This window comes from Paraburkholderia sp. CNPSo 3076, assembly GCF_026343935.1.
GTDB classification, from domain to species: Bacteria; Pseudomonadota; Gammaproteobacteria; order Burkholderiales; family Burkholderiaceae; genus Paraburkholderia; species Paraburkholderia nodosa.
The window spans coordinates 100,488-118,664 of sequence record NZ_JAPMAL010000023.1 but is presented as its reverse complement, the minus strand read 5'-3'; the positions used below and the strand labels follow the sequence as shown (position 1 = coordinate 118,664).

Sequence of the window (18,177 nt, the reverse complement as noted above, 5' to 3'; positions counted from 1 at the left end):
TAAAAACTTGTTGCGTCGCGACAGCCGACTCGGTATAGTGGTTCTTGTCTCCTCCATGTCTCCTCCTGATATGGATTAAGCCCGCTCAAGCAGCGGGCTTTTTTTCGTCCAGCGTTTCCTGACGTCAACTCGCCCCACGCGCGACGCGCCCGCAAATTCCGCGGCTTCAGCGCTTTCGGTTATTTTCCGCCGCTTCCCACTGTTCTGCTGCCGGCGATTCCGCTTCGCGAGTCTCGCTGAAATGCGCGCCTTCTGCGCAGCCCGGCGTTCGCAGGTTCATCATGAGAATCCCAGCACGACCTCGAGGACGCCATGCGGATCCAGATTCGCGAGATCGATCACGTCGTTATCCGGGCCGCCGACATGGCCGCCATGACGCGTTTCTATTGCGAAGTACTCGGTTGCCAGCCGGAGCGTGAACAGCGCGATCTCGGCCTCGTGCAGTTGCGCGCGGGACGCTCGCTCATCGATCTCGTGACAATCGGCGGCCCGCTCGACCGGGGTTCCGGCGCGCCGCCCGCTGGCGCGAGCGGCAACATGGATCATCTATGTCTGCGCGTGGAGCCGTTCGACGCCGAGGCGCTCACGTCACATCTGACGCAGCATGGCGCGCATCCCGGCAATGCCGTCGAGCGCTATGGGGCGGAGGGTTTGGGGCCGTCGCTGTATCTGTTCGACCCGGAAGGCAACATGGTGGAACTCAAGGGGCCGCCGCACGCCTGAACGCGCGCAGCCTGCTTTCACACGTTTTCGGGCGCCTTGAACACGCTCCATTCGACTGCCACTGGCTCGGCGCTCGTATTGCCGATCCACGCCGCGCCGTCCTGCACCGTGCATTGCAGGCGCATGGTGCGCTCGGCCAGCGCGCCGAGCGACGTGGCGACGCCCTCGCCCAGCGACCAGACCGTCACGTTGCGCAGGCGCTCGACCTTGTTGCGCACGCCTTGCCACCAGATGTCGGAGGCGCGCCCGCCGTAGGCGATCACGATGACCTCGCCCGCACGGCCGCTTGCCTTGGCAATACGCCGCTCGTCGGGCTGGCCGACCTCGATCCACGTTTCGATCGCGCCCGTGTAGTCCTTGCACCAGAGGTCGGGCTCGTCCGTGTCGGAGAGGCCCTTGCAGAATTCGAGCCGCTCGCCCGCAAACAGCGCGAACGCCGCGATGCGGACCATCATGCGGTCGTCGGTTTCGGACGGATGGCGCGCGATCGTGAGCGCATGGTCGGCGTAATAGTGCCGGTCCATGTCCGCGATCTGCAGTTCTGTCTTGTAGATGGTCGATTTGAGTGCCATACCGAATTCCGGTCGCGCGAAAGCCGCACATGATAGCGAAGTTTCTAGCAAGCGATGTGCCGGTCGAGTCGACGCGCAGCGCGTGTCGATGCGGCGCGCGACGCAATGCGGATGGTCTGACGAGAAAGTGACGGGGGTTTGACAGCGGCGCGCGACGCGTTGCATTACGTCACGGCCGCGTGCCCGGCAAGCACGATGGCCCGGCGCACGTGCGTCGGGCCATGTCGAGAGGCGCGATGGGAGAGGCAGCCTTACTGCTTGATGAAGCGGTCCGTGGTCCAGAGACCTTGCTCGTCGGTATTCGCCGCGTTGACGAATTCGACGTCGTGGCCCACCACCTGTACGACGCGGAACGACTGGTTGTCGGGCGTGGACAGACACTGGAATCCCGAGAAGTATTCCTGCATCTGCTGATGCTCGCCGGCCTGCTCGTGAAGCGCGACGGCGTCGAGCTTGTCTTTCGTGAGGCAGCCATAGGAGCCCGGCTTGAGTTGCACCGTTTGCTGCGCCTTGACGCTCACATCCTGAGCCTGAACCGCAACGACGCAAGCGAGGCTGGCCGCCGCGACGACCATACTGGATAGCATTTTCATGATTGCCTCCTGCGGGTTTTACTCAGGTTAGCTATGTATTTAACTCTCATGCCATACCCGCGTCTTTAAACATAGAAAACTGCCGAAAGACTGCAAGCCCGACTTGTGTGCGCTCGCAACAGTCGTGGAGGCTCGCAGCATGATGCCGAGCGCCGCTATGCCATTGAGCCTGCCACTAAAAGGCGTCCAGCAGCACTCGGAAGCATCGATTACAAAGCCCCGCGCCTTATCCAACAAGGCATAGACGGTTATAGGGGGGATAGAAGAATCGAACGGGCTTTGATTTAAACGGTTTAATAGATCGCGGGACAGCCAATGACGCGGCGCACCCAAAGTCGCATGGGCGCCAAGTGGGGACGCGCACATTAATGGATTGGCGACAGAATAAAAACAATGCCAGGTGCCACAGGAAGCTCTCGAAACGAAGCCGCGCGCCGCACTTGCATCCCGCAAAAGTTCGTGGATAAATCGGGCTTCCCAATGGAGGAACCCCATGACTTTCGCTCACTGGCTGCCGTTCGCGATCGCGTCGGCCATTCTCGTGGCCATTCCCGGCCCCACCGTGCTGCTCGTCGTTTCCTACGCGCTTGGCCACGGCCGCCGCTACGCGCTCGCGACCACGGCTGGCGTCGCGCTCGGCGACTTCACGGCGATGACCGCTTCCATGCTCGGACTCGGCGTGATCCTCGCGGCTTCCGCCACGCTGTTCTCGGTGCTGAAATGGATTGGCGCCGCCTATCTGATCTATCTGGGCGTGAAGCTCTGGCGCGCGCCCGTGGGCGTTGGCGACGCGCCGGACACCTCCGAGACGCGCACCGGCCGCATCTTCGCGCATGCGTACGCGGTCACCGCGCTCAACCCGAAGAGCATCATTTTCTTCGTCGCCTTCGTGCCGCAGTTCATCGATCCGCATCTGGCCATGACGCCGCAGATTGTCGCGTTCGAAGCCACCTTTATCGTGCTCGCGACGCTCAACGCTCTCGCCTATGCGCTGCTTGCGGCGGCCGCGCGCAAAGTCGTGCGCAGCCCGCGCGTGCAACGCGTGGTCAATCGTACGGGCGGCGCGCTGCTCATCGGCGCCGGGCTCTTTGCCGCCGCGTGGAGAAAGTCGGCGGCATAAGCGGCGCATCCGGATCGACGGCTACCCTGACGCGGTTCGCGTCCCGAGCCCCCAAAATCGCGCCGCGAACCGGGCACGCAGGCTGCTCTTCGTGGCTTGTGATGGTTGGCGAACATTGTTTTCAAGCTTCAGTGCGCGCCCAATGGGCAAACTGTCGCGTCTTGGCTACAATGCAATTGCAAACCGCTTGACAACCAGGAGGTAATCGTGATCGAACACGTAATACTGGGCGCGTTTCTGGTGATCCCCCTTGTCATCGTCGTGTTCCTGTTTTCCGACGAAATCCTCGAGGAGCATCGACAGCGCGTAGAAGCGGGAGACGGACATCATATGGACTGGCGCCATCCGCTACGCAGCTTCCTGCATCACTGAGCGGGAGCACGCATCGCGCGGATGAACGCGCCGAAGCACATGGGTGGCACTCGTGGATTTCGAGTTCTCCTGGATGGCGTACTTCGTCGCATTGTTCGTGCTGATGGTGCTATCCATCGCGCTCACCCTTCTCTGTCCGTCTGCCGGGCAGCGCGGTAGCACGCCGCGCGCACACGAGGCAGACGCGCACCACGGCGAGCACGCACGCTGACGGGATTCGCTCCCGGCCAGCGCGCGCTGGCAAGCCACACCTTCCAGTAATTCGGCGTTACCACTTGCAGCACCTGTATCCAGCAATCGGGCTGACAATCGCTCGCATGTTTTCAAAGGTTCTCAGGGAGAACGACATGCGAAAGATGGCGGCCGTCCTGGTGCTGGCTGGGTGTGCGGTGGCGGCGGGCCCCGCGAGCGCGCACGATCACGGCGGTGACGTGGTGGGTGCGCTGGTTGGTGGCGCGTTGATTGGCGCCGCGGTGGGCGCCGTGCTGAACAGCGGTCCGGCGGTGGCCTACCCGGCTCAGCCGGCCTATGTGCAGCCCGCGCCAGTGTATGCGCAGCCCGCGCCGGTTTATGCCGCCGCCCCGGCCGGCGCGGCGTGCTACGACCAGTATTCGGGCCGCTACGTGCCTTGCGCGCCGGTCCAGACCGCGCCGCCGCCGCAATATGACGACGGCTACGCGCAGCCCGGCTACGGACAACCGCCGGTTTATGCCCAGCCTGGCGGCGGCTGGTAATTCATGAAGCGGCGCACGCCACGGTGCGCCGCCGATCGCATAGGTCGCTCCTTGCGCCTAGCTCGTCTGCTCGACGGGTGTCACGCTCAGGTCGAGTCGCTGCGTCAAGCGGATCACACCGATCTCCACTGCGCGATCAATGCGCGAAACATCGAAGAGACGCTGCAGTGTGTCGATACCGTCCACCGGCACGCCATCGATCGTCACGATCGAGTCGTCCACGCGCAGGCCGCCGAGCGCAGCGGGACTGCCCTTGACGATCTCCATCACCCGCACGCCAGTTGTCGCGCTCAGGCCGAAATAACGCTGCACCTTGCGCGCGATCGGCACTGTGGTCCCGGCAATGCCGATATAGGCCCGCCGCACCCGGCCGTGCGCGAAGAGTTGCGTGATGACCCACTTTGCCGTGTCAATGGCCGTGGCGAAGCAGATGGCCTGCGCACCCGGAATGATCGCCGTATTCACACCAATCACCTGGCCCACCGAATTGATCAGCGGACCGCCCGAGTTGCCCGGATTGAGCGCGGCGTCCGTCTGGATCACGTCGTAGATCATGCGGCCGGACTCTGAACGCAGTGAGCGGCCGAGCGCCGACACCACGCCCGTCGTCACCGTTTGCGCAAGGCCGAGCGGGCTACCCACGGCGATCGCGATCTGCCCGACGCGCAGGCCCGCCGAATCGCCGAGCTGCGCGTGCGTCAGCGCCTCTGGCGCGCCGATACGCAGCACGGCGAGATCCGTGCTCGGGTCGTCGCCGACGAGGTCGGCGCTCTGCGTCGTGCCGTCCGCAAGCGTCACGCTCAGCCTGCTTGCGCCATGCACGACGTGGCTGTTCGTCAGCAAGTAGCCGTCCGGCGTGAACAGGAAGCCCGAGCCGCTGCCGCCGCGCGCGGGGGCCGGGCCCGATGCGCGGCGCTCGACGGCAATATGCGCGACGGCCGGCTGCACGCGCTCCAGCGCGCCGATCACGGTGCGCGAATAGGCGTCGAGGAGCGCGTCGTCGTCGAAGCCCGGGCGCTGGCCCGCGCCGTCGGGAGGGACGCCGCGAGCCAGATCGTCAATGAAGGAAGGTCGTCTGCCCACGATCTGAATCTCCGAAAAAAGTGGGCTCTACATGCAGGGGGCACGCGACGTTTTCAAGAGCGCGCACCAGGTCGGCCGAAACGTTAAGGATTGTCAAATCGGGGCGCGAAGCGTTGCTGCGCCTTGGGCGAGCCGCGAGAATGGTGTGGCGGCGACCACCCCTCGGCGCCGCGTAGGATGCCTGATGGCAAGCTCTTGACCGCGGCCCCTGCCGCGGTCTTTTTACGTCTGCCAGCCCGTTGCGAGCGCCCCGGAAAAGAAAAAAGCCCGCTCGCGCGGGCTAATCCATGCTCGGGTGACATGGCGAGGTTAAGCGGGAATTCGCGGCGCGGCGCGCTTGCGAAGCAAACGCGTGAACCGGTGAGTCAGGCGGCCAGCGCCTCGCGCACCGCTGCGCCGGTGGCAGCCTGGCGCGATTCGAGTTCGACCATGAGCGCGTCGACGGTGCGGAACTGGGACGGCGTAATCTGGGCAAGGTCGAGCAATGCGCACAGGCGCGCGTACCAGTAATCGAATGAAAAGACAGCCGGCGTCGTGCCAGCAGATAACGAGGGCGCCATTACACGCGTGATATGCGCGATCTCGTCGTCGATGAATCTCATGGTTGCCCCCGTGCGCTGGCCCAACGTCTTGTGAAAACCTGTCCCGCCACTTTAGTTCGGCGGCGGCGCGTGTCCAGCTATCACATCGGATAGGTCAAGTTCATACGTCAGACATCAACCTTTCAGACGGCTTGTTACGGTCCCCTTAACGTCGCCAGCCGTGGCCGTAATAGCCGCCCACGCCAACCCCGATATCTACCGACGGCGCCGCATAGTAGCCCGGCGCATAGCCATAGCCATAGCCATAGCCATAGCCATAGCCGTAGGCTGGCGCAGGCGCGTACGCGTACGGCGGCGCCACCACACAACCCGTGAGGCCGGCTGACAAGCCAACCAGAGCAATTGCACAGAAGAGTGTTTTCATCGTCGTTCTCCTATACCGCCGATTGTCGGCGAGCCATGCCGAGGCAAAGGTTTGGAAAAGCAACGATGTGTGTCCACAAATTACAGCCGCACACCGCGGCAGTTGTGCGTTTATGGAGGCAGAGCGGGGCGCGTTAGCGAGCGGCAGCGTTGAGGCGCGCGCAAGACGATCGCCTGCTTGTGAACTTGAAGATAGATCGCACTACGAATTAAATGACCTGGCGGTTAGCTCGTAGTGCGCAGAGGTGAGGCTGAACAAGCTTTGCTTTTGAGCAGCGTCGCCGATTTGCTTGACGGTCGCTGGAAAAAGCGCCCGGTCCAGAAGGCCCGAGCGAAGCCGTCGCTTCAACGACGGCGGAGGTATTCGTTCAGGTATGCGAAACGCCTGCAGGAGATGATGGCAAGCGTTTCAGCGATATTGCCGTGTTACGGATGGTTATACATCGCGTTCCAGTCGGCCTTGGGCACCGCCGGGCGGCCTGCATCCGAGTTGCCGGCTGCCGCGCCGCCGTAGCCGCTCGTTGCGCCGTTCGCGGCGGCTACCTTGGCTTCGGCTGCGAGAAGATCGTCGGGATAGTGCGGGTCCGCCCCTGCGCCCGGACGCCAGCCCGCCTTCGCGAGCTGCTCGAGCTCGGCGCGCACCTGGGCGCGGGTCACGGGCGCATTCGATTGTGCGAACGATGCCATCGGCACCACGAGTGCAACGGCAACGGCTACGGTCTGGATCAGGGACTTCATGCTAACTACCTCCTTCGGCTTTTGATTCGGTGCGACAACATGCCTGCATCCGATGAGCGAAAGTCTAGGAGGATTGCCGACGAGGGTTAACCCTCGGGCTTCGAAGGGATTGTTCCAGGCTGAAGAAGAATAGGGCGGGGTGCGCTTGCGGGTTACTTCCCGATACAAAAGCGGCTGAAAATCACGCCCAGCAGGTCATCGGAGGTGAATTCGCCAGTGATCGAATTCAGCGATTCCTGCGCGAGCCGTAGCTCTTCGGCGAACAGATCGAGCAATTGCGAATTCTGGTCGGCGTGCGCCGCCGCGTGTGCGAGATGCTCGCGCGCCGCACGCAGCGCGATGAGATGCCGCTCGCGCGCGAGGTAGACGCTTTGCGCGTCCGCCTGCCAGCCCGCAATGCGCAGCAACTCGGCGCGCAGCAGCCCGACGCCGTTGCCCTGTTTTGCCGAAAGACGCAACTCGCAGACTTCGCTGCCGTTCCCGGCACGACGCTTCGCCACTTCGGGCGGCACACCGGTCAGGTCGGTCTTGTTGAGCACGCGCACGACCGGCACCCCGGCGGGAAAGCGCGCGGCGATCGTCTCGTCTTCGGCGTTCATGCCCGTGCGCGCATCGAGCAGATGCAACACCACGTCTGCGCGGCCGATCTCGCTCCACGTGCGCTCGATGCCGATCTTCTCGACTTCGTCCTCCGTGTCGCGCAAACCGGCCGTGTCGATCACATGCAGCGGGATGCCTTCGACCTGGATGGTTTGGGAAATCTTGTCGCGCGTCGTGCCGGCCACGGGCGTCACGATCGCGAGTTCCGCGCCTGCCAGCGCGTTCAACAGCGACGACTTGCCCACGTTGGGTTGTCCCGCGAGCACGACCGAAAGTCCCTCGCGCAGCAGCGCGCCCTGGCGCGCTTCGGAGAGCACGTGGTCGAGCTGATCGCGAATGCGTGAGAGCTTGCCGCGTGCGTCCGCGGCCTCGAGGAAGTCGATCTCTTCTTCGGGGAAATCGAGCGTCGCCTCCACGAGCATGCGCAACGTTACGACGTCGTCCACGAGCGCGTGAATGTCGCGCGAGAACGCGCCGTCGAGCGAGCGGCCGGCCGAGCGCGCCGCCGCTTCGGTGCTCGCCTCGATCAGATCGGCCACGGCTTCCGCCTGGGCCAGATCGAGTTTGTCGTTGAGGAACGCGCGCCGCGTAAATTCGCCAGGCTCGGCGAGGCGCAGCCCGAACTCGCGGCCGGCCTCGATGCAGCGCTGCAAAACGAGTTGCAGCACGATCGGGCCGCCGTGGCCCTGCAGTTCGAGTACGTGCTCGCCGGTATACGAATGCGGCGCGGGGAACGACAGCGCGATCCCCCGGTCGAGCACAGTGCCGGCGCCGTCGAGGAACGGCACGTAGCTCGCGTGGCGCGCAACCAGCTCCTGGCCTGTGAGGGCCTGCATCAACGCGACCGTCGCCGCCGCGCCGGCGCGGCCGGCCGAGACGCGCACGACACCAATCCCGCCGCGTCCGGGCGCAGTAGCAATGGCAACGATGGGATCGGAATCGGTGGCGAGCATGATGGGCGGACCGTAGAGCAGGGCTGGAATCGGGATGGCGTGCGCGGACTCACTGCGGTCTTGCGAGCACTCGCAAAACGCGAGGCATTGTAACGCGCCGGACAGGGCGTTTTCCGGCTGGCAACCCGGCTGAGAATCGTCTCGCTTTATCTTAAATTAGCTAAGATTAGTCTTAAGGAATTCTGTCAGATTTCAGATAATTCGAGCGCCAAATCCCGCCAACGGCTTTCCACAAGGGAATTCGTGGGGATCTCGACCGAAGTCATACGGAAGCCAGAAGCAGGTGAATTCTCGCTTTTATACGTTAAATGTAGCCTAACTGGTTGTCATCTTCGGCTATTTCGGGCCGCACAATCTGGCCCATGCCGACATCCGACGAAAAAGCCGCCTTTGCCGAACGTCTCAGGTTCGCGATGAAGCGCGCACCCGAAAAACTACGCGGCAGCACCGACCTGGCGAACCGGTTCAATCTGCGCCATCACGGCGAACATCCGGTTTCGCCGCAAACCGCTCACAAATGGCTGAGTGGCCGCACCATTCCCACGCAGGACAAGCTGGAGACGCTGGCGAAATGGTTCGATGTGGACATCCACTGGCTGCACTACGGTCCTCCGGGCAAGGCGGGCTCGACCGTGCCGCGGCCCCGCAAGCCTGACGGCAAATATCCGGTTTCCGAGGAAACGCTCGAACTGGCCTCGAAAATCGAGTCGCTCAGCGCCCATCACCGCTATCTCGTGCAGGAACTGGTCGCCCAATTCTACGGCGACGCCGAGAAGAACTAACGCGCACACACGAACGCTGCGCTCTGCGCCGTCAAGGAAATGGCGCTCCAACCATGCAAAAAGCCGTCCGGTTCGCACCGGACGGCTTTTTTTCGAGCCCTGATTCAGGTGGCGGCATCACTGCCGCCCCGGCACTCAGGCGGCCTTCTTCTTGCCTTTGCCCATCATGCGCGTGATGTAGTACTGCTGCGCAATCGACAGCACGTTGTTCACGACGTAGTACAGCACGAGGCCGGCCGGGAAGAAGAAAAACATGACCGAGAACGCGATCGGCATGAACATCATCATCTTCGCCTGGACGGGGTCCGGCGGCGTCGGGTTCAGCTTGGTCTGCACGAACATCGAGACGGCCATCAGCACCGGCAGGATGAAGAACGGGTCCTGCTGCGAGAGGTCGTGAATCCAGAGAATCCACGGCGCGCCACGCATTTCCACCGACGAGAGCAGCACCCAGTACAGCGAGATGAACACCGGGATCTGGATCACCACCGGCAGACAGCCGCCGAACGGATTCACCTTCTCGGTCTTGTAGAGCTCCATGAGCGCCGCGTTCATCTTCTGCGGGTCGCTCTTGAAGCGCTCGCGCAGCGCCTGCATGCGCGGCGTGATTTCCTTCATGCGCGCCATCGACTTGTAGCTGGCGGCAGAGAGCGGGAAGAACACGGCCTTGATGAGCAGCGTGAGCAGCACGATCGACCAGCCCCAGTTGCCCACGTAGCCGTGGATCTTCTCGAGCAGCCAGAAGAGCGGCTTGGCGATGATCGTCACCCAGCCGTAGTCCTTCACGAGCTCCAGACCCGGCGCGATGCCTTCGAGCATGCGCTCTTCCTGGGGACCCGCGAAGAGGCGAGCCTGCACGGTGTCCGTCGCACCCGGTGCGATCGTGCCGAGCGGCTGCTTCACACCCACGCGATAGAGCGAGTTGTCGAACTTCTCGACGTAGATGCTGCGCTTGGCGCCTTGCTGCGGAATCCACGCGGTCGCGAAGTAGTGCTGCACCATCGCGATCCAGCCGTTATCGGCCTGGGTCACGAAGTCGGCCTTGTTCTTGTCGATGTCGCCGAACGTGATCTTCTGGAAGTGATGCTCGTTCGAGTACACCGCCGGTCCGATGAAGGTGTGCGAAAAGCGCGGCGTTTCGACCGGCTGGCTGTCACGCACGATTTCCATGTAGAGCGTGGGCGAAACCGGCGCGCCGCTGACGTTCTGCACCTTCCAGTCCACGCCGATCACGTAGCTGCCGCGCGTGAACGTGTAGGTCTTGGTGACCTTCACGCCGCCTTTCTCGGGCGACTGCAGCGCGACCTGGAAGGAGTTGGCGTCGCCAGTCAGCTCGCGCGGGCCTTCGACCGCCGTGAACACGTCGTTGTGGTTCGGGAAGTCGCCGCCGAGCAGGCCAGTGCGCGCGAGGTACGTGTGGTCGTTCGTGTGATCGAACAGCGTGATGTACTGGTCGGGACCCTTGCCGTCGGCGCTTTCCTTCACGAGCGAGAGCTTCACGAGCGTGCCGCCACGCGTGTCGATCACGCCGTCGTAGACGTCGGTGCGAAAGTGAACGAGCTGTGCTGCGGCTGCAGCCGGCTGGGCGGTGTTCGTCGGCGCCTGGCCCGCGGCAGCGGCCGTCGGCAGGTCGGACGCGCCGTTGGCGGCGCTAGCCGGCGCAGGGCCGCCTGCGGCGGTTTGCGTCTGCGTTTGCGTCGCGTTCGGGAAGAACATCGACTGGCGTCCATGGTCGCGCTGCCAGTTGTCGTACAGCATGACAGCTGACATGAAGAAGATGACCCATAGGACGGTGCGTTTGATATCCATGCGTTGTCTCAGTGTCGATGGAATGGCGCGTCAGCGCTTTTTCGGAGATGCAGGCGGGACGAGATCGACGCCGCCCGCCGAAAACGGATGGCAGCGGCACAGCCGCCGCGCGGCGAGGTAAGTCCCACGCGCGGCGCCATGATACTGGATTGCCTCGCGTGCGTAATCCGAACAGGAAGGATAAAAACGGCACCGGCTGCCGAGGAGGGGACTCACGGCGAGCTTGTAGAAACGCAGCAGTGCGATCAATACCGTTTGCATGGCGTTGCGGCCTGGCTTCGCCGCGTTCGATGACGAACCACGTGCCGCTTGCGCGGCGGCGACGTCGGATATGCCGGACTCGCGCGCCCCGCTCATGATGCGCGGGTCTTGCTCTCGTCCGGCGGCAAATCTTTACTGGCCTGGGTCTGCGCCGGTTCCCCGGCTGCCTGCCCATTTGGCGCCGCAGCCTGCGCCGCGCAAGGGGTGCGCGCAGATGTCGCAGGCGCAGCACTGCCACGCCGCGTGACTTCGCGCGCGGCCTTTTCGAGCAGCGTCTCGATCTCGCCGCGGCACAAAGCTTTGAGCCCCGGCGAAGACGCGGCCGGCCGTGCCTTGCGGTCGAACTTCGTATGCAGGCGCAGCAGCAGGTCGAAACCTTCGAACTGCGCACGGCGCACACGAAACGCTTCGCGGGCAATCCGGCGCACCAGGTTGCGCGTGACCGCGCGCGGTGCGTACTTCTTGCCGATCACGAGCCCGAGCCGCGCCTCGTTGCCGGTGGGCCGCCCGTACACGACGAAGTGCTCGGTGCGGCGCCAGGGGCGCAAACGAAAAACGGATGAGAACTCATCCGTTTTCAGTAGCCTTGCGGCTTTCGGAAAAGCGGCTTGCGTTCGCGACGGCATGACGCCCCGATCAGTTACCAGGTTCGTCCTGTTCGCCGTGCTCGCGAGCGGGCCGCTACCCGTGATTTCGCTGATAGCGATGCTGCCCGACTTAGACGGCGAGGCGCTTGCGACCCTTCGCACGACGTGCGTTGATCACTTTGCGGCCACCAGCGGTCTTCATGCGCACGCGGAAACCGTGGGTACGCTTGCGACGGGTAACGGAAGGTTGGAAAGTACGTTTCATGTTGCTCTCACTGTTGAGTTTTGACCGCGGCGAGCATCGCGGAAAAAGGCAATGGCCGGTGGTACTAGGGATTGGTTTTCGAGGAACCCGCTATTTAAGCCGGTTTTTCGTTGGCCGTCAATAGGTTAGGCGATCGAACCTTCTGACCGGGCGCGCAGCGCCTGCATCGACCGTGGCGAGGGCACGAACGAGCGTGCGTTGATCCGTCCCTGTGGATAACTTCCTGGTGAGGGTATTTCGGCGTTAGAATCTCGCCTATCCCAAGAATCCTGCATGCCGCTCCGGCCCGCCTGCTTGCCGCAAGACCTTTGCCGCGCGGGCTTCCGGAGCCATTGCCGTCGCCTCGTCAGGGCCTCGTCGCGTTTGTGCGACAAGAGCGGAGCGACCGCAACGCATGCAAACAAAACGACCACAGCAACTCGATGAACGAATTCTGGCAACACTGTTCCGCACTACTGGAGCGTGAGCTAACGCCCCAGCAGTACGTGACGTGGATTAAACCGTTGGCCCCGGTTGCCTTCGATGCTGCGGCGAACACGCTGCAGATAGCCGCTCCCAACCGTTTCAAGCTCGACTGGGTCAAGAGCCAGTTCTCGGGCCGGATTACCGATCTGGCGCGCGACTTCTGGCAGACCCCGGTCGACGTGCAGTTCGTCCTCGATCCGAAGGCGGGCATGCGCGCGCCTCACGTCGCAGCGGCACCCGCCGCGTCGCGCGCGCCGCTGGCTGCCGCGTCTGCGGCAGCGTCGGTCATGAGCGCAGCCGCCGCGCCGCAGCCGTCCGCCTTGACTGGCGGGACGGGACTCGCGGGCATGGTGCAAGCCGCGTCGGCCGCCGCCGCGCAGGCCACCGCCGAAGACGCCGCCGACCTCGATCTGCCCAGCCTCGACGCCAACGAAGCCGCCGCCGGCCGCCGCACATGGCGTCCGGGCCAGGGGGCGGCCGCGGCCGCTTCGAGCGGCGAACCGGACCCGACCTACGAGCGCTCGAAGCTCAACCCGGTGCTCACGTTCGACAACTTCGTGACGGGTAAGGCGAACCAGCTCGCGCGCGCCGCCGCGATCCAGGTCGCCGACAACCCCGGCATCTCATACAACCCGCTGTTCCTCTACGGCGGCGTGGGCCTCGGCAAGACCCACCTGATCCACGCGATCGGCAACCAGCTGCTGCTCGACAAGCCGGGCGCGCGCATCCGCTACATCCACGCCGAACAGTATGTGTCCGACGTGGTGAAGGCCTACCAGCGCAAGGCGTTCGACGAGTTCAAGCGTTACTACCATTCGCTCGACCTGCTGCTGATCGACGATATTCAGTTCTTCTCGGGCAAGTCGCGCACGCAGGAAGAGTTCTTCTACGCGTTCGAGGCGCTCGTCGCCAACAAGGCGCAGGTGATCATCACGAGCGATACGTATCCGAAGGAAATCTCGGGTATCGACGACCGCCTGATCTCGCGCTTCGACTCGGGCCTGACCGTGGCGATCGAGCCGCCCGAGCTGGAAATGCGCGTGGCGATCCTGATGCGCAAGGCGCAGTCGGAAGGCGTGAGCCTGAACGAGGACGTGGCGTTCTTCGTCGCCAAACACCTGCGCTCGAACGTGCGCGAACTCGAAGGCGCGCTGCGCAAGATCCTCGCGTATTCGAAGTTCCACGGCCGCGAGATCTCGATCGAGCTGACCAAGGAAGCGCTCAAGGACCTGCTGACGGTGCAGAACCGCCAGATTTCGGTCGAAAACATCCAGAAGACGGTGGCGGACTTCTACAGCATCAAGGTCGCCGACATGTATTCGAAAAAGCGCCCGGCGAACATCGCGCGCCCGCGCCAGATCGCCATGTATCTGGCCAAGGAGCTCACGCAGAAGAGCCTGCCGGAAATCGGCGAGCTGTTCGGCGGCCGCGACCACACCACGGTACTGCACGCCGTGCGCAAGATCGCCGACGAACGCACCAAGGACGCCCAGCTCAATCATGAGCTGCACGTGCTCGAGCAGACGCTGAAGGGGTAATACACAGCCAGGCGGCACCGGAATGGCGGGGCGGACGGCCGCAACCCGAAGGTTTGCCTTGTTTATTTCGCGGATCGCCCCCAATTTAGGGAAGTGGTCCGTTTTCAGGCACAATATGGGTTTAACCGCCCGGCGGTCCGGGGCGGGAACCACGCCGCGGCCTGTGCTGCATTAACCGCCAGAGCGGCGCCGGGGTCGCGTGACATACGTGGGGTCATGTCGGCAAAACCGGCGCCAGGCGGGCGCGCAGACCGTCACATCAACGAAGGAACTCTATGCAACTGGTCAAGACCGAACGCGATAACCTGCTGAGGCCGCTGCAAACGGTGAGCGGCATTGTCGAACGCCGCCACACGTTGCCGATCCTCGCCAATCTGCTGATCACCAAAACCGGTTCCGACGTCTCGTTCCTGTCGACCGACCTCGAGTTGCAGATCACCACGACCGCCGACTTCGGCGTCGGCAACGACCAGGTGGCCACGACCGTCGCCGCGCGCAAGCTGCTGGACATCCTGCGCGCCATGCCCGACGGCCAGGTCACGCTCACGCTCGCCGACAAGCGCCTCACGGTGCAGTCGGGCAAGAGCCGCTTCGCCTTGCAAACGCTCGCCGCGGACGAGTTCCCCACGGTGGCGCAAGCCAGGGACTTCGGCGCGAACCTCGCGGTGCCGCAGAAGACATTCCGCCAGTTGCTCGGCATGGTGTATTTCGCCATGGCGCAGCAGGACATCCGTTACTACCTGAACGGCATGCTGCTCGTCGTGGACGGCGACCAGCTCATGGCAGTCGCGACCGACGGCCACCGTCTCGCGTTCTCGTCGATGAAGATCGAAGGCTCGTTCGCGCGCCAGGAAGTCATCATCCCGCGCAAGACCATTCTCGAACTCCAGCGCCTGCTCGAAGACATCGACGACGTGCTGAAGATCGACATCGGTTCGACCCAGGTGAAGTTCACGTTCGGCCAGGTCGAGCTCGTCTCGAAGCTCGTGGAAGGCAAGTTCCCCGACTTCCAGCGCGTGATCCCGAAGGCGCACAAGAACACCTTCCAGATCGGCCGCGAAGAACTGCAACGCTCGCTGCAACGCGCGGCGATTCTCACGTCCGACAAGTTCAAGGGCGTGCGCTGCATCATCGAGCCGGGCCAGCTCAAGATCATGTCGACCAACGCCGACCAGGAAGAGGCGCAGGAAGAGCTGGAAATCGCCTACCAGGGCGACACCATCGACATCGGGTTCAACGTCACGTATCTGCTCGACGTCCTCGCGAACCTGAAGGTCGACACGCTGGAAGTGAGCCTCGGCGACGCCAGCTCCAGCGCGCTCATCACGATTCCCGAGAACGAGGAATTCAAGTACGTGGTGATGCCGATGCGCATCTAAAAAGCGCGACAGAAGAAGAACACCAGGGGGCGCTGCGCCCCTTTGGCGTTTTTATGGCTTTTTGAAAAAGTCTCGAGCAGTAACACAGGCAGTACGCAGAACCGGAAAATTCCATGACTGATACGAACAACTCGCAACCCGACAACAGCAGCTATGGCGCCTCGTCGATCCAGATCCTCGAAGGTCTGGAGGCAGTGCGCAAGCGGCCCGGGATGTACATCGGCGACACGTCGGACGGCACCGGTCTGCACCATCTCGTCTTCGAAGTGCTGGACAACTCGATCGACGAAGCCCTCGCCGGCTACTGTAACGACATCCGCGTGGTGATCCACGCGGACAACTCCATCTCGATCACCGACAACGGCCGCGGCATTCCCACGGACGTGAAGATGGACGACAAGCACGATCCGAAGCGCAGCGCCGCCGAAATCGTGATGACCGAGCTGCACGCGGGCGGCAAGTTCGACCAGAACAGCTACAAGGTCTCGGGCGGCCTGCACGGCGTGGGCGTGTCGTGCGTGAACGCGCTCTCGAGCTTCCTGCGTCTCACGGTGCGCCGCAACGGCAAGAAGCACTTCATGGAATTTCACCGTGGCGTGCCGCAGAACCGTGTGCTCGAAGAGCGCGACGGCCACACGGTCTCGCCCATGCAACTGCTCGGCGACACCGAAAATCGCGGCACCGAAGTGCACTTCATGGCCGACGAAACCATCTTCGGCAGCGTGGAGTACCACTACGACATTCTCGCCAAGCGTATTCGCGAGCTCTCGTTCCTGAACAACGGCGTGCGCATTCGCCTGACCGACCAGCGCACGGGCAAGGAAGACGATTTTGCCTTCGCGGGCGGCGTGAAGGGCTTTGTCGAGTACATCAACAAGGCCAAGCAGGTCCTGCACCCGACCATCTTCTACATTCAGGGCGAGAAAGACGGCGTGGGCGTCGAAGTGGCGATGCAGTGGAACGACAGCTACAACGAAAGCGTGCTGTGCTTCACGAACAACATCCCGCAGCGCGACGGCGGCACGCACTTGACCGGCCTGCGCGCGGCGATGACGCGCGTCATCAACAAGTACATCGCCGACAACGAAATCGCAAAGAAGGCCAAGGTGGAAACCTCGGGCGACGACATGCGCGAAGGTTTGTCGTGCGTGCTTTCGGTGAAGGTGCCGGAGCCGAAATTCAGCTCGCAGACGAAGGACAAGCTGGTTTCCTCGGAAGTGCGCGCGCCCGTCGAAGACGTCGTGGCGAAGGCGCTCGAAGAGTTCCTGCTCGAAACGCCGAACGACGCGAAGACCATTTGCGGCAAGATCGTCGACGCCGCGCGAGCTCGTGACGCCGCGCGCAAGGCGCGCGAAATGACGCGCCGCAAGGGCGTGCTCGACGGCGTGGGCCTGCCGGGCAAGCTCGCGGACTGCCAGGAAAAGGATCCGGCGAAGTCGGAGGTCTATATCGTCGAGGGCGATTCGGCTGGCGGCTCGGCCAAGCAAGGCCGCGATCGCAAGTTCCAGGCAATCCTGCCGCTGCGCGGCAAGGTGCTGAACGTCGAAAAGGCGCGCTACGACAAGCTGCTGTCTTCCGAGCAGATCGTCACGCTGATCACCGCGCTCGGCTGCGGCATCGGCAAGGACGACTACAACCTCGAGAAGCTGCGCTACCACCGCATCATCATCATGACCGACGCGGACGTGGACGGCGCGCACATTCGCACGCTGCTGCTCACGTTCTTCTATCGCCAGATGCCGGAGATGATCGAGCGCGGCTACGTGTATATCGCGCAGCCGCCGCTGTACAAGCTCAAGGCGGGTAAGGACGAGCGTTATCTCAAGGACGATTCGGAGCTCAACGCACATATGCTGCGTCTCGCGCTGCAAGGCTCGGAGCTGGTGCCGAACGAAGGTGCGACGCCGATCTCCGGCGACGCGCTTGGCGAACTCGCGCGCTCGTACCAGCTTGCGCGCGGCGTGGTGGATCGTCTCTCGCGTCTGTACGACGAGCGCGCGCTCGAAGCGATCATGGATGGCGTAGCGATCGACCTGTCGAGCGAAGCCTCGACCGAGGCTTCGGCGCGTGCGCTCGAAGCGCAGCTGCGCGACGATCCGCTCAAGCCTGAGGTGAGCGTGGTGCCGATGTACGACCAGGTGCGCGAGCAACGTTCGCTGCGCGTGGAGCGCCGCCATCACGGCAACGTGAAGGTCTCGGTGATCGACGAGGAGTTCCAGCTCACCGCCGACTATCAGCAGCTCGTGAACACGGCCAATACGTTCAAGGGCTTGATCGGCAAGAACGCTGTAATCAAGCGCGGCGAGCGCAGCATGGCCGTGAACGACTTCAAGAGCGCGATGAAGTGGCTGATCGCCGATGCCGAGCGCAACGTGTCGAAGCAGCGCTATAAGGGGCTTGGCGAGATGAACCCCGGGCAGCTGTGGGAAACGACGATGGACCCGACGGTGCGCCGTTTGCTGCGCGTGCAGATCGAGGACGCGATCGCCGCCGATGGCATCTTCACGACGCTCATGGGTGACGATGTCGAGCCGCGTCGTGCGTTTATCGAAAGCAATGCGCTGCGGGCGGGGAATATCGACGTTTGATCGTCTGCTGCCGCCGTGATTGAAAAACAAACGCCCGGAAAACCGGGCGT

19 protein-coding genes and 1 pseudogene are annotated in these 18,177 nt (G+C 63.4%); 9 read left to right on the top strand and 11 right to left on the bottom strand.

The window, feature by feature from the left end:
- The first annotated feature begins 312 nt into the window (after positions 1-312).
- The gene (locus tag M3A49_RS26090) at positions 313-723 is read left to right on the top strand and encodes a VOC family protein (RefSeq protein ID WP_254355694.1); all 411 of its coding nucleotides are present in this window, start codon (positions 313-315) and stop codon (positions 721-723) included.
- Between the two features lie 17 nt (positions 724-740).
- Here M3A49_RS26090 and M3A49_RS26085 read toward each other — a convergent pair whose 3' ends face one another.
- Both M3A49_RS26085 and sap1 read right to left on the bottom strand, forming a co-directional pair.
- On the bottom strand, positions 741-1,295 hold the full coding sequence (locus M3A49_RS26085) for a YaeQ family protein (protein ID WP_266231615.1): 555 nt from the start codon (positions 1,293-1,295) through the stop codon (positions 741-743).
- A 251-nt stretch (positions 1,296-1,546) separates the two neighbouring features.
- Positions 1,547-1,888 carry a surface attachment protein Sap1 gene (gene sap1 / locus M3A49_RS26080; protein ID WP_266231613.1) on the bottom strand — a complete coding sequence of 114 codons (342 nt, stop codon included), beginning with the start codon at positions 1,886-1,888 and terminating at the stop codon, positions 1,547-1,549.
- 493 nt (positions 1,889-2,381) lie between these two features.
- Between sap1 and M3A49_RS26075 the strand changes: the two genes are divergently transcribed.
- The 4 genes from M3A49_RS26075 (at position 2,382) to M3A49_RS26060 (ending at position 4,114) form a co-directional block, all read left to right on the top strand.
- Positions 2,382-3,008, top strand: coding sequence for a LysE family translocator (locus M3A49_RS26075; RefSeq protein WP_266231612.1), 627 nt, complete (start codon positions 2,382-2,384; stop codon positions 3,006-3,008).
- A gap of 207 nt (positions 3,009-3,215) precedes the next feature.
- Positions 3,216-3,380, top strand: coding sequence for a hypothetical protein (locus M3A49_RS26070; protein WP_167334410.1), 165 nt, complete (start codon positions 3,216-3,218; stop codon positions 3,378-3,380).
- Between the two features lie 43 nt (positions 3,381-3,423).
- Positions 3,424-3,591 carry a hypothetical protein gene (locus tag M3A49_RS26065; protein ID WP_266231611.1) on the top strand — a complete coding sequence of 56 codons (168 nt, stop codon included), beginning with the start codon at positions 3,424-3,426 and terminating at the stop codon, positions 3,589-3,591.
- Positions 3,592-3,727: 136 nt separating this feature from the next.
- Complete coding sequence (locus M3A49_RS26060) at positions 3,728-4,114, top strand: ecotin precursor (RefSeq protein WP_254336794.1); 387 nt, start codon at positions 3,728-3,730, stop codon at positions 4,112-4,114.
- Between the two features lie 57 nt (positions 4,115-4,171).
- Here the strand turns inward: M3A49_RS26060 and M3A49_RS26055 are convergent, their stop codons facing one another.
- From M3A49_RS26055 to mnmE, 5 genes are all read right to left on the bottom strand, one after another.
- Complete coding sequence (locus M3A49_RS26055) at positions 4,172-5,197, bottom strand: S1C family serine protease (RefSeq protein ID WP_416339009.1); 1,026 nt, start codon at positions 5,195-5,197, stop codon at positions 4,172-4,174.
- Positions 5,198-5,562: 365 nt separating this feature from the next.
- Positions 5,563-5,799, bottom strand: coding sequence for a hypothetical protein (locus M3A49_RS26050; protein ID WP_266231610.1), 237 nt, complete (start codon positions 5,797-5,799; stop codon positions 5,563-5,565).
- Positions 5,800-5,944: 145 nt separating this feature from the next.
- Positions 5,945-6,163 (bottom strand): hypothetical protein, encoded by a 219-nt coding sequence (locus M3A49_RS26045; RefSeq protein ID WP_266231609.1) that lies wholly within the window; start codon positions 6,161-6,163, stop codon positions 5,945-5,947.
- Positions 6,164-6,588: 425 nt separating this feature from the next.
- A complete protein-coding gene (locus tag M3A49_RS26040; protein ID WP_266231608.1) occupies positions 6,589-6,900 on the bottom strand; it encodes a DUF4148 domain-containing protein in 312 nt (103 codons plus the stop codon).
- Between the two features lie 152 nt (positions 6,901-7,052).
- Entirely contained in the window at positions 7,053-8,453 is a 1,401-nt protein-coding gene (gene mnmE, locus M3A49_RS26035) for a tRNA uridine-5-carboxymethylaminomethyl(34) synthesis GTPase MnmE (protein WP_266231607.1), read from the bottom strand.
- 362 nt (positions 8,454-8,815) lie between these two features.
- Between mnmE and M3A49_RS26030 the strand changes: the two genes are divergently transcribed.
- Positions 8,816-9,235, top strand: coding sequence for a helix-turn-helix domain-containing protein (locus tag M3A49_RS26030; protein ID WP_028203244.1), 420 nt, complete (start codon positions 8,816-8,818; stop codon positions 9,233-9,235).
- Positions 9,236-9,370: 135 nt separating this feature from the next.
- On the opposite strand, the gene yidC is transcribed toward M3A49_RS26030, so the two are convergent.
- The 4 genes and pseudogenes from yidC to rpmH all read right to left on the bottom strand — a co-directional run bounded on the left by yidC (position 9,371) and on the right by rpmH (position 12,157).
- Positions 9,371-11,044: a membrane protein insertase YidC gene (gene yidC / locus M3A49_RS26025; protein WP_266231606.1), complete on the bottom strand. Its 1,674-nt coding sequence runs from the start codon at positions 11,042-11,044 to the stop codon at positions 9,371-9,373.
- 30 nt (positions 11,045-11,074) lie between these two features.
- Positions 11,075-11,305: a membrane protein insertion efficiency factor YidD gene (gene yidD, locus M3A49_RS26020; protein ID WP_028203242.1), complete on the bottom strand. Its 231-nt coding sequence runs from the start codon at positions 11,303-11,305 to the stop codon at positions 11,075-11,077.
- A gap of 203 nt (positions 11,306-11,508) precedes the next feature.
- Positions 11,509-11,931: pseudogene (gene rnpA, locus M3A49_RS26015) on the bottom strand (ribonuclease P protein component); the annotation flags it as partial.
- 91 nt (positions 11,932-12,022) lie between these two features.
- Complete coding sequence (gene rpmH / locus M3A49_RS26010) at positions 12,023-12,157, bottom strand: 50S ribosomal protein L34 (protein ID WP_026120950.1); 135 nt, start codon at positions 12,155-12,157, stop codon at positions 12,023-12,025.
- Between the two features lie 422 nt (positions 12,158-12,579).
- On the opposite strand from rpmH, the gene dnaA reads away from it, so the two are divergent.
- The 3 genes from dnaA to gyrB all read left to right on the top strand — a co-directional run bounded on the left by dnaA (position 12,580) and on the right by gyrB (position 18,127).
- The gene (gene dnaA / locus M3A49_RS26005; RefSeq protein ID WP_254358450.1) at positions 12,580-14,160 is read left to right on the top strand and encodes a chromosomal replication initiator protein DnaA; all 1,581 of its coding nucleotides are present in this window, start codon (positions 12,580-12,582) and stop codon (positions 14,158-14,160) included.
- Positions 14,161-14,435: 275 nt separating this feature from the next.
- Complete coding sequence (dnaN, locus tag M3A49_RS26000; protein ID WP_254358449.1) at positions 14,436-15,539, top strand: DNA polymerase III subunit beta; 1,104 nt, start codon at positions 14,436-14,438, stop codon at positions 15,537-15,539.
- Positions 15,540-15,652: 113 nt separating this feature from the next.
- Positions 15,653-18,127: a DNA topoisomerase (ATP-hydrolyzing) subunit B gene (gyrB, locus tag M3A49_RS25995; protein WP_254358448.1), complete on the top strand. Its 2,475-nt coding sequence runs from the start codon at positions 15,653-15,655 to the stop codon at positions 18,125-18,127.
- The last annotated feature ends 50 nt before the right edge of the window (positions 18,128-18,177 follow it).

Bases quoted from the DNA above. Each gene is read 5' to 3' on its own strand.
- M3A49_RS26085 (WP_266231615.1), bottom strand. From the start codon at position 1,295: ATGGCACTCAAATCGACCATCTACAAGACAGAACTGCAGATCGCGGAC.
- M3A49_RS26050 (WP_266231610.1), bottom strand. From the start codon at position 5,799: ATGAGATTCATCGACGACGAGATCGCGCATATCACGCGTGTAATGGCG.
- mnmE (WP_266231607.1), bottom strand. From the start codon at position 8,453: ATGCTCGCCACCGATTCCGATCCCATCGTTGCCATTGCTACTGCGCCC.
- dnaA (WP_254358450.1), top strand. From the start codon at position 12,580: ATGAACGAATTCTGGCAACACTGTTCCGCACTACTGGAGCGTGAGCTA.
- M3A49_RS26090 (WP_254355694.1), top strand. From the start codon at position 313: ATGCGGATCCAGATTCGCGAGATCGATCACGTCGTTATCCGGGCCGCC.
- gyrB (WP_254358448.1), top strand. From the start codon at position 15,653: ATGACTGATACGAACAACTCGCAACCCGACAACAGCAGCTATGGCGCC.
- M3A49_RS26075 (WP_266231612.1), top strand. From the start codon at position 2,382: ATGACTTTCGCTCACTGGCTGCCGTTCGCGATCGCGTCGGCCATTCTC.
- yidD (WP_028203242.1), bottom strand. From the start codon at position 11,305: ATGCAAACGGTATTGATCGCACTGCTGCGTTTCTACAAGCTCGCCGTG.
- M3A49_RS26060 (WP_254336794.1), top strand. From the start codon at position 3,728: ATGCGAAAGATGGCGGCCGTCCTGGTGCTGGCTGGGTGTGCGGTGGCG.
- M3A49_RS26045 (WP_266231609.1), bottom strand. From the start codon at position 6,163: ATGAAAACACTCTTCTGTGCAATTGCTCTGGTTGGCTTGTCAGCCGGC.
- yidC (WP_266231606.1), bottom strand. From the start codon at position 11,044: ATGGATATCAAACGCACCGTCCTATGGGTCATCTTCTTCATGTCAGCT.
- rpmH (WP_026120950.1), bottom strand. From the start codon at position 12,157: ATGAAACGTACTTTCCAACCTTCCGTTACCCGTCGCAAGCGTACCCAC.
- dnaN (WP_254358449.1), top strand. From the start codon at position 14,436: ATGCAACTGGTCAAGACCGAACGCGATAACCTGCTGAGGCCGCTGCAA.
- M3A49_RS26040 (WP_266231608.1), bottom strand. From the start codon at position 6,900: ATGAAGTCCCTGATCCAGACCGTAGCCGTTGCCGTTGCACTCGTGGTG.
- M3A49_RS26030 (WP_028203244.1), top strand. From the start codon at position 8,816: ATGCCGACATCCGACGAAAAAGCCGCCTTTGCCGAACGTCTCAGGTTC.
- sap1 (WP_266231613.1), bottom strand. From the start codon at position 1,888: ATGAAAATGCTATCCAGTATGGTCGTCGCGGCGGCCAGCCTCGCTTGC.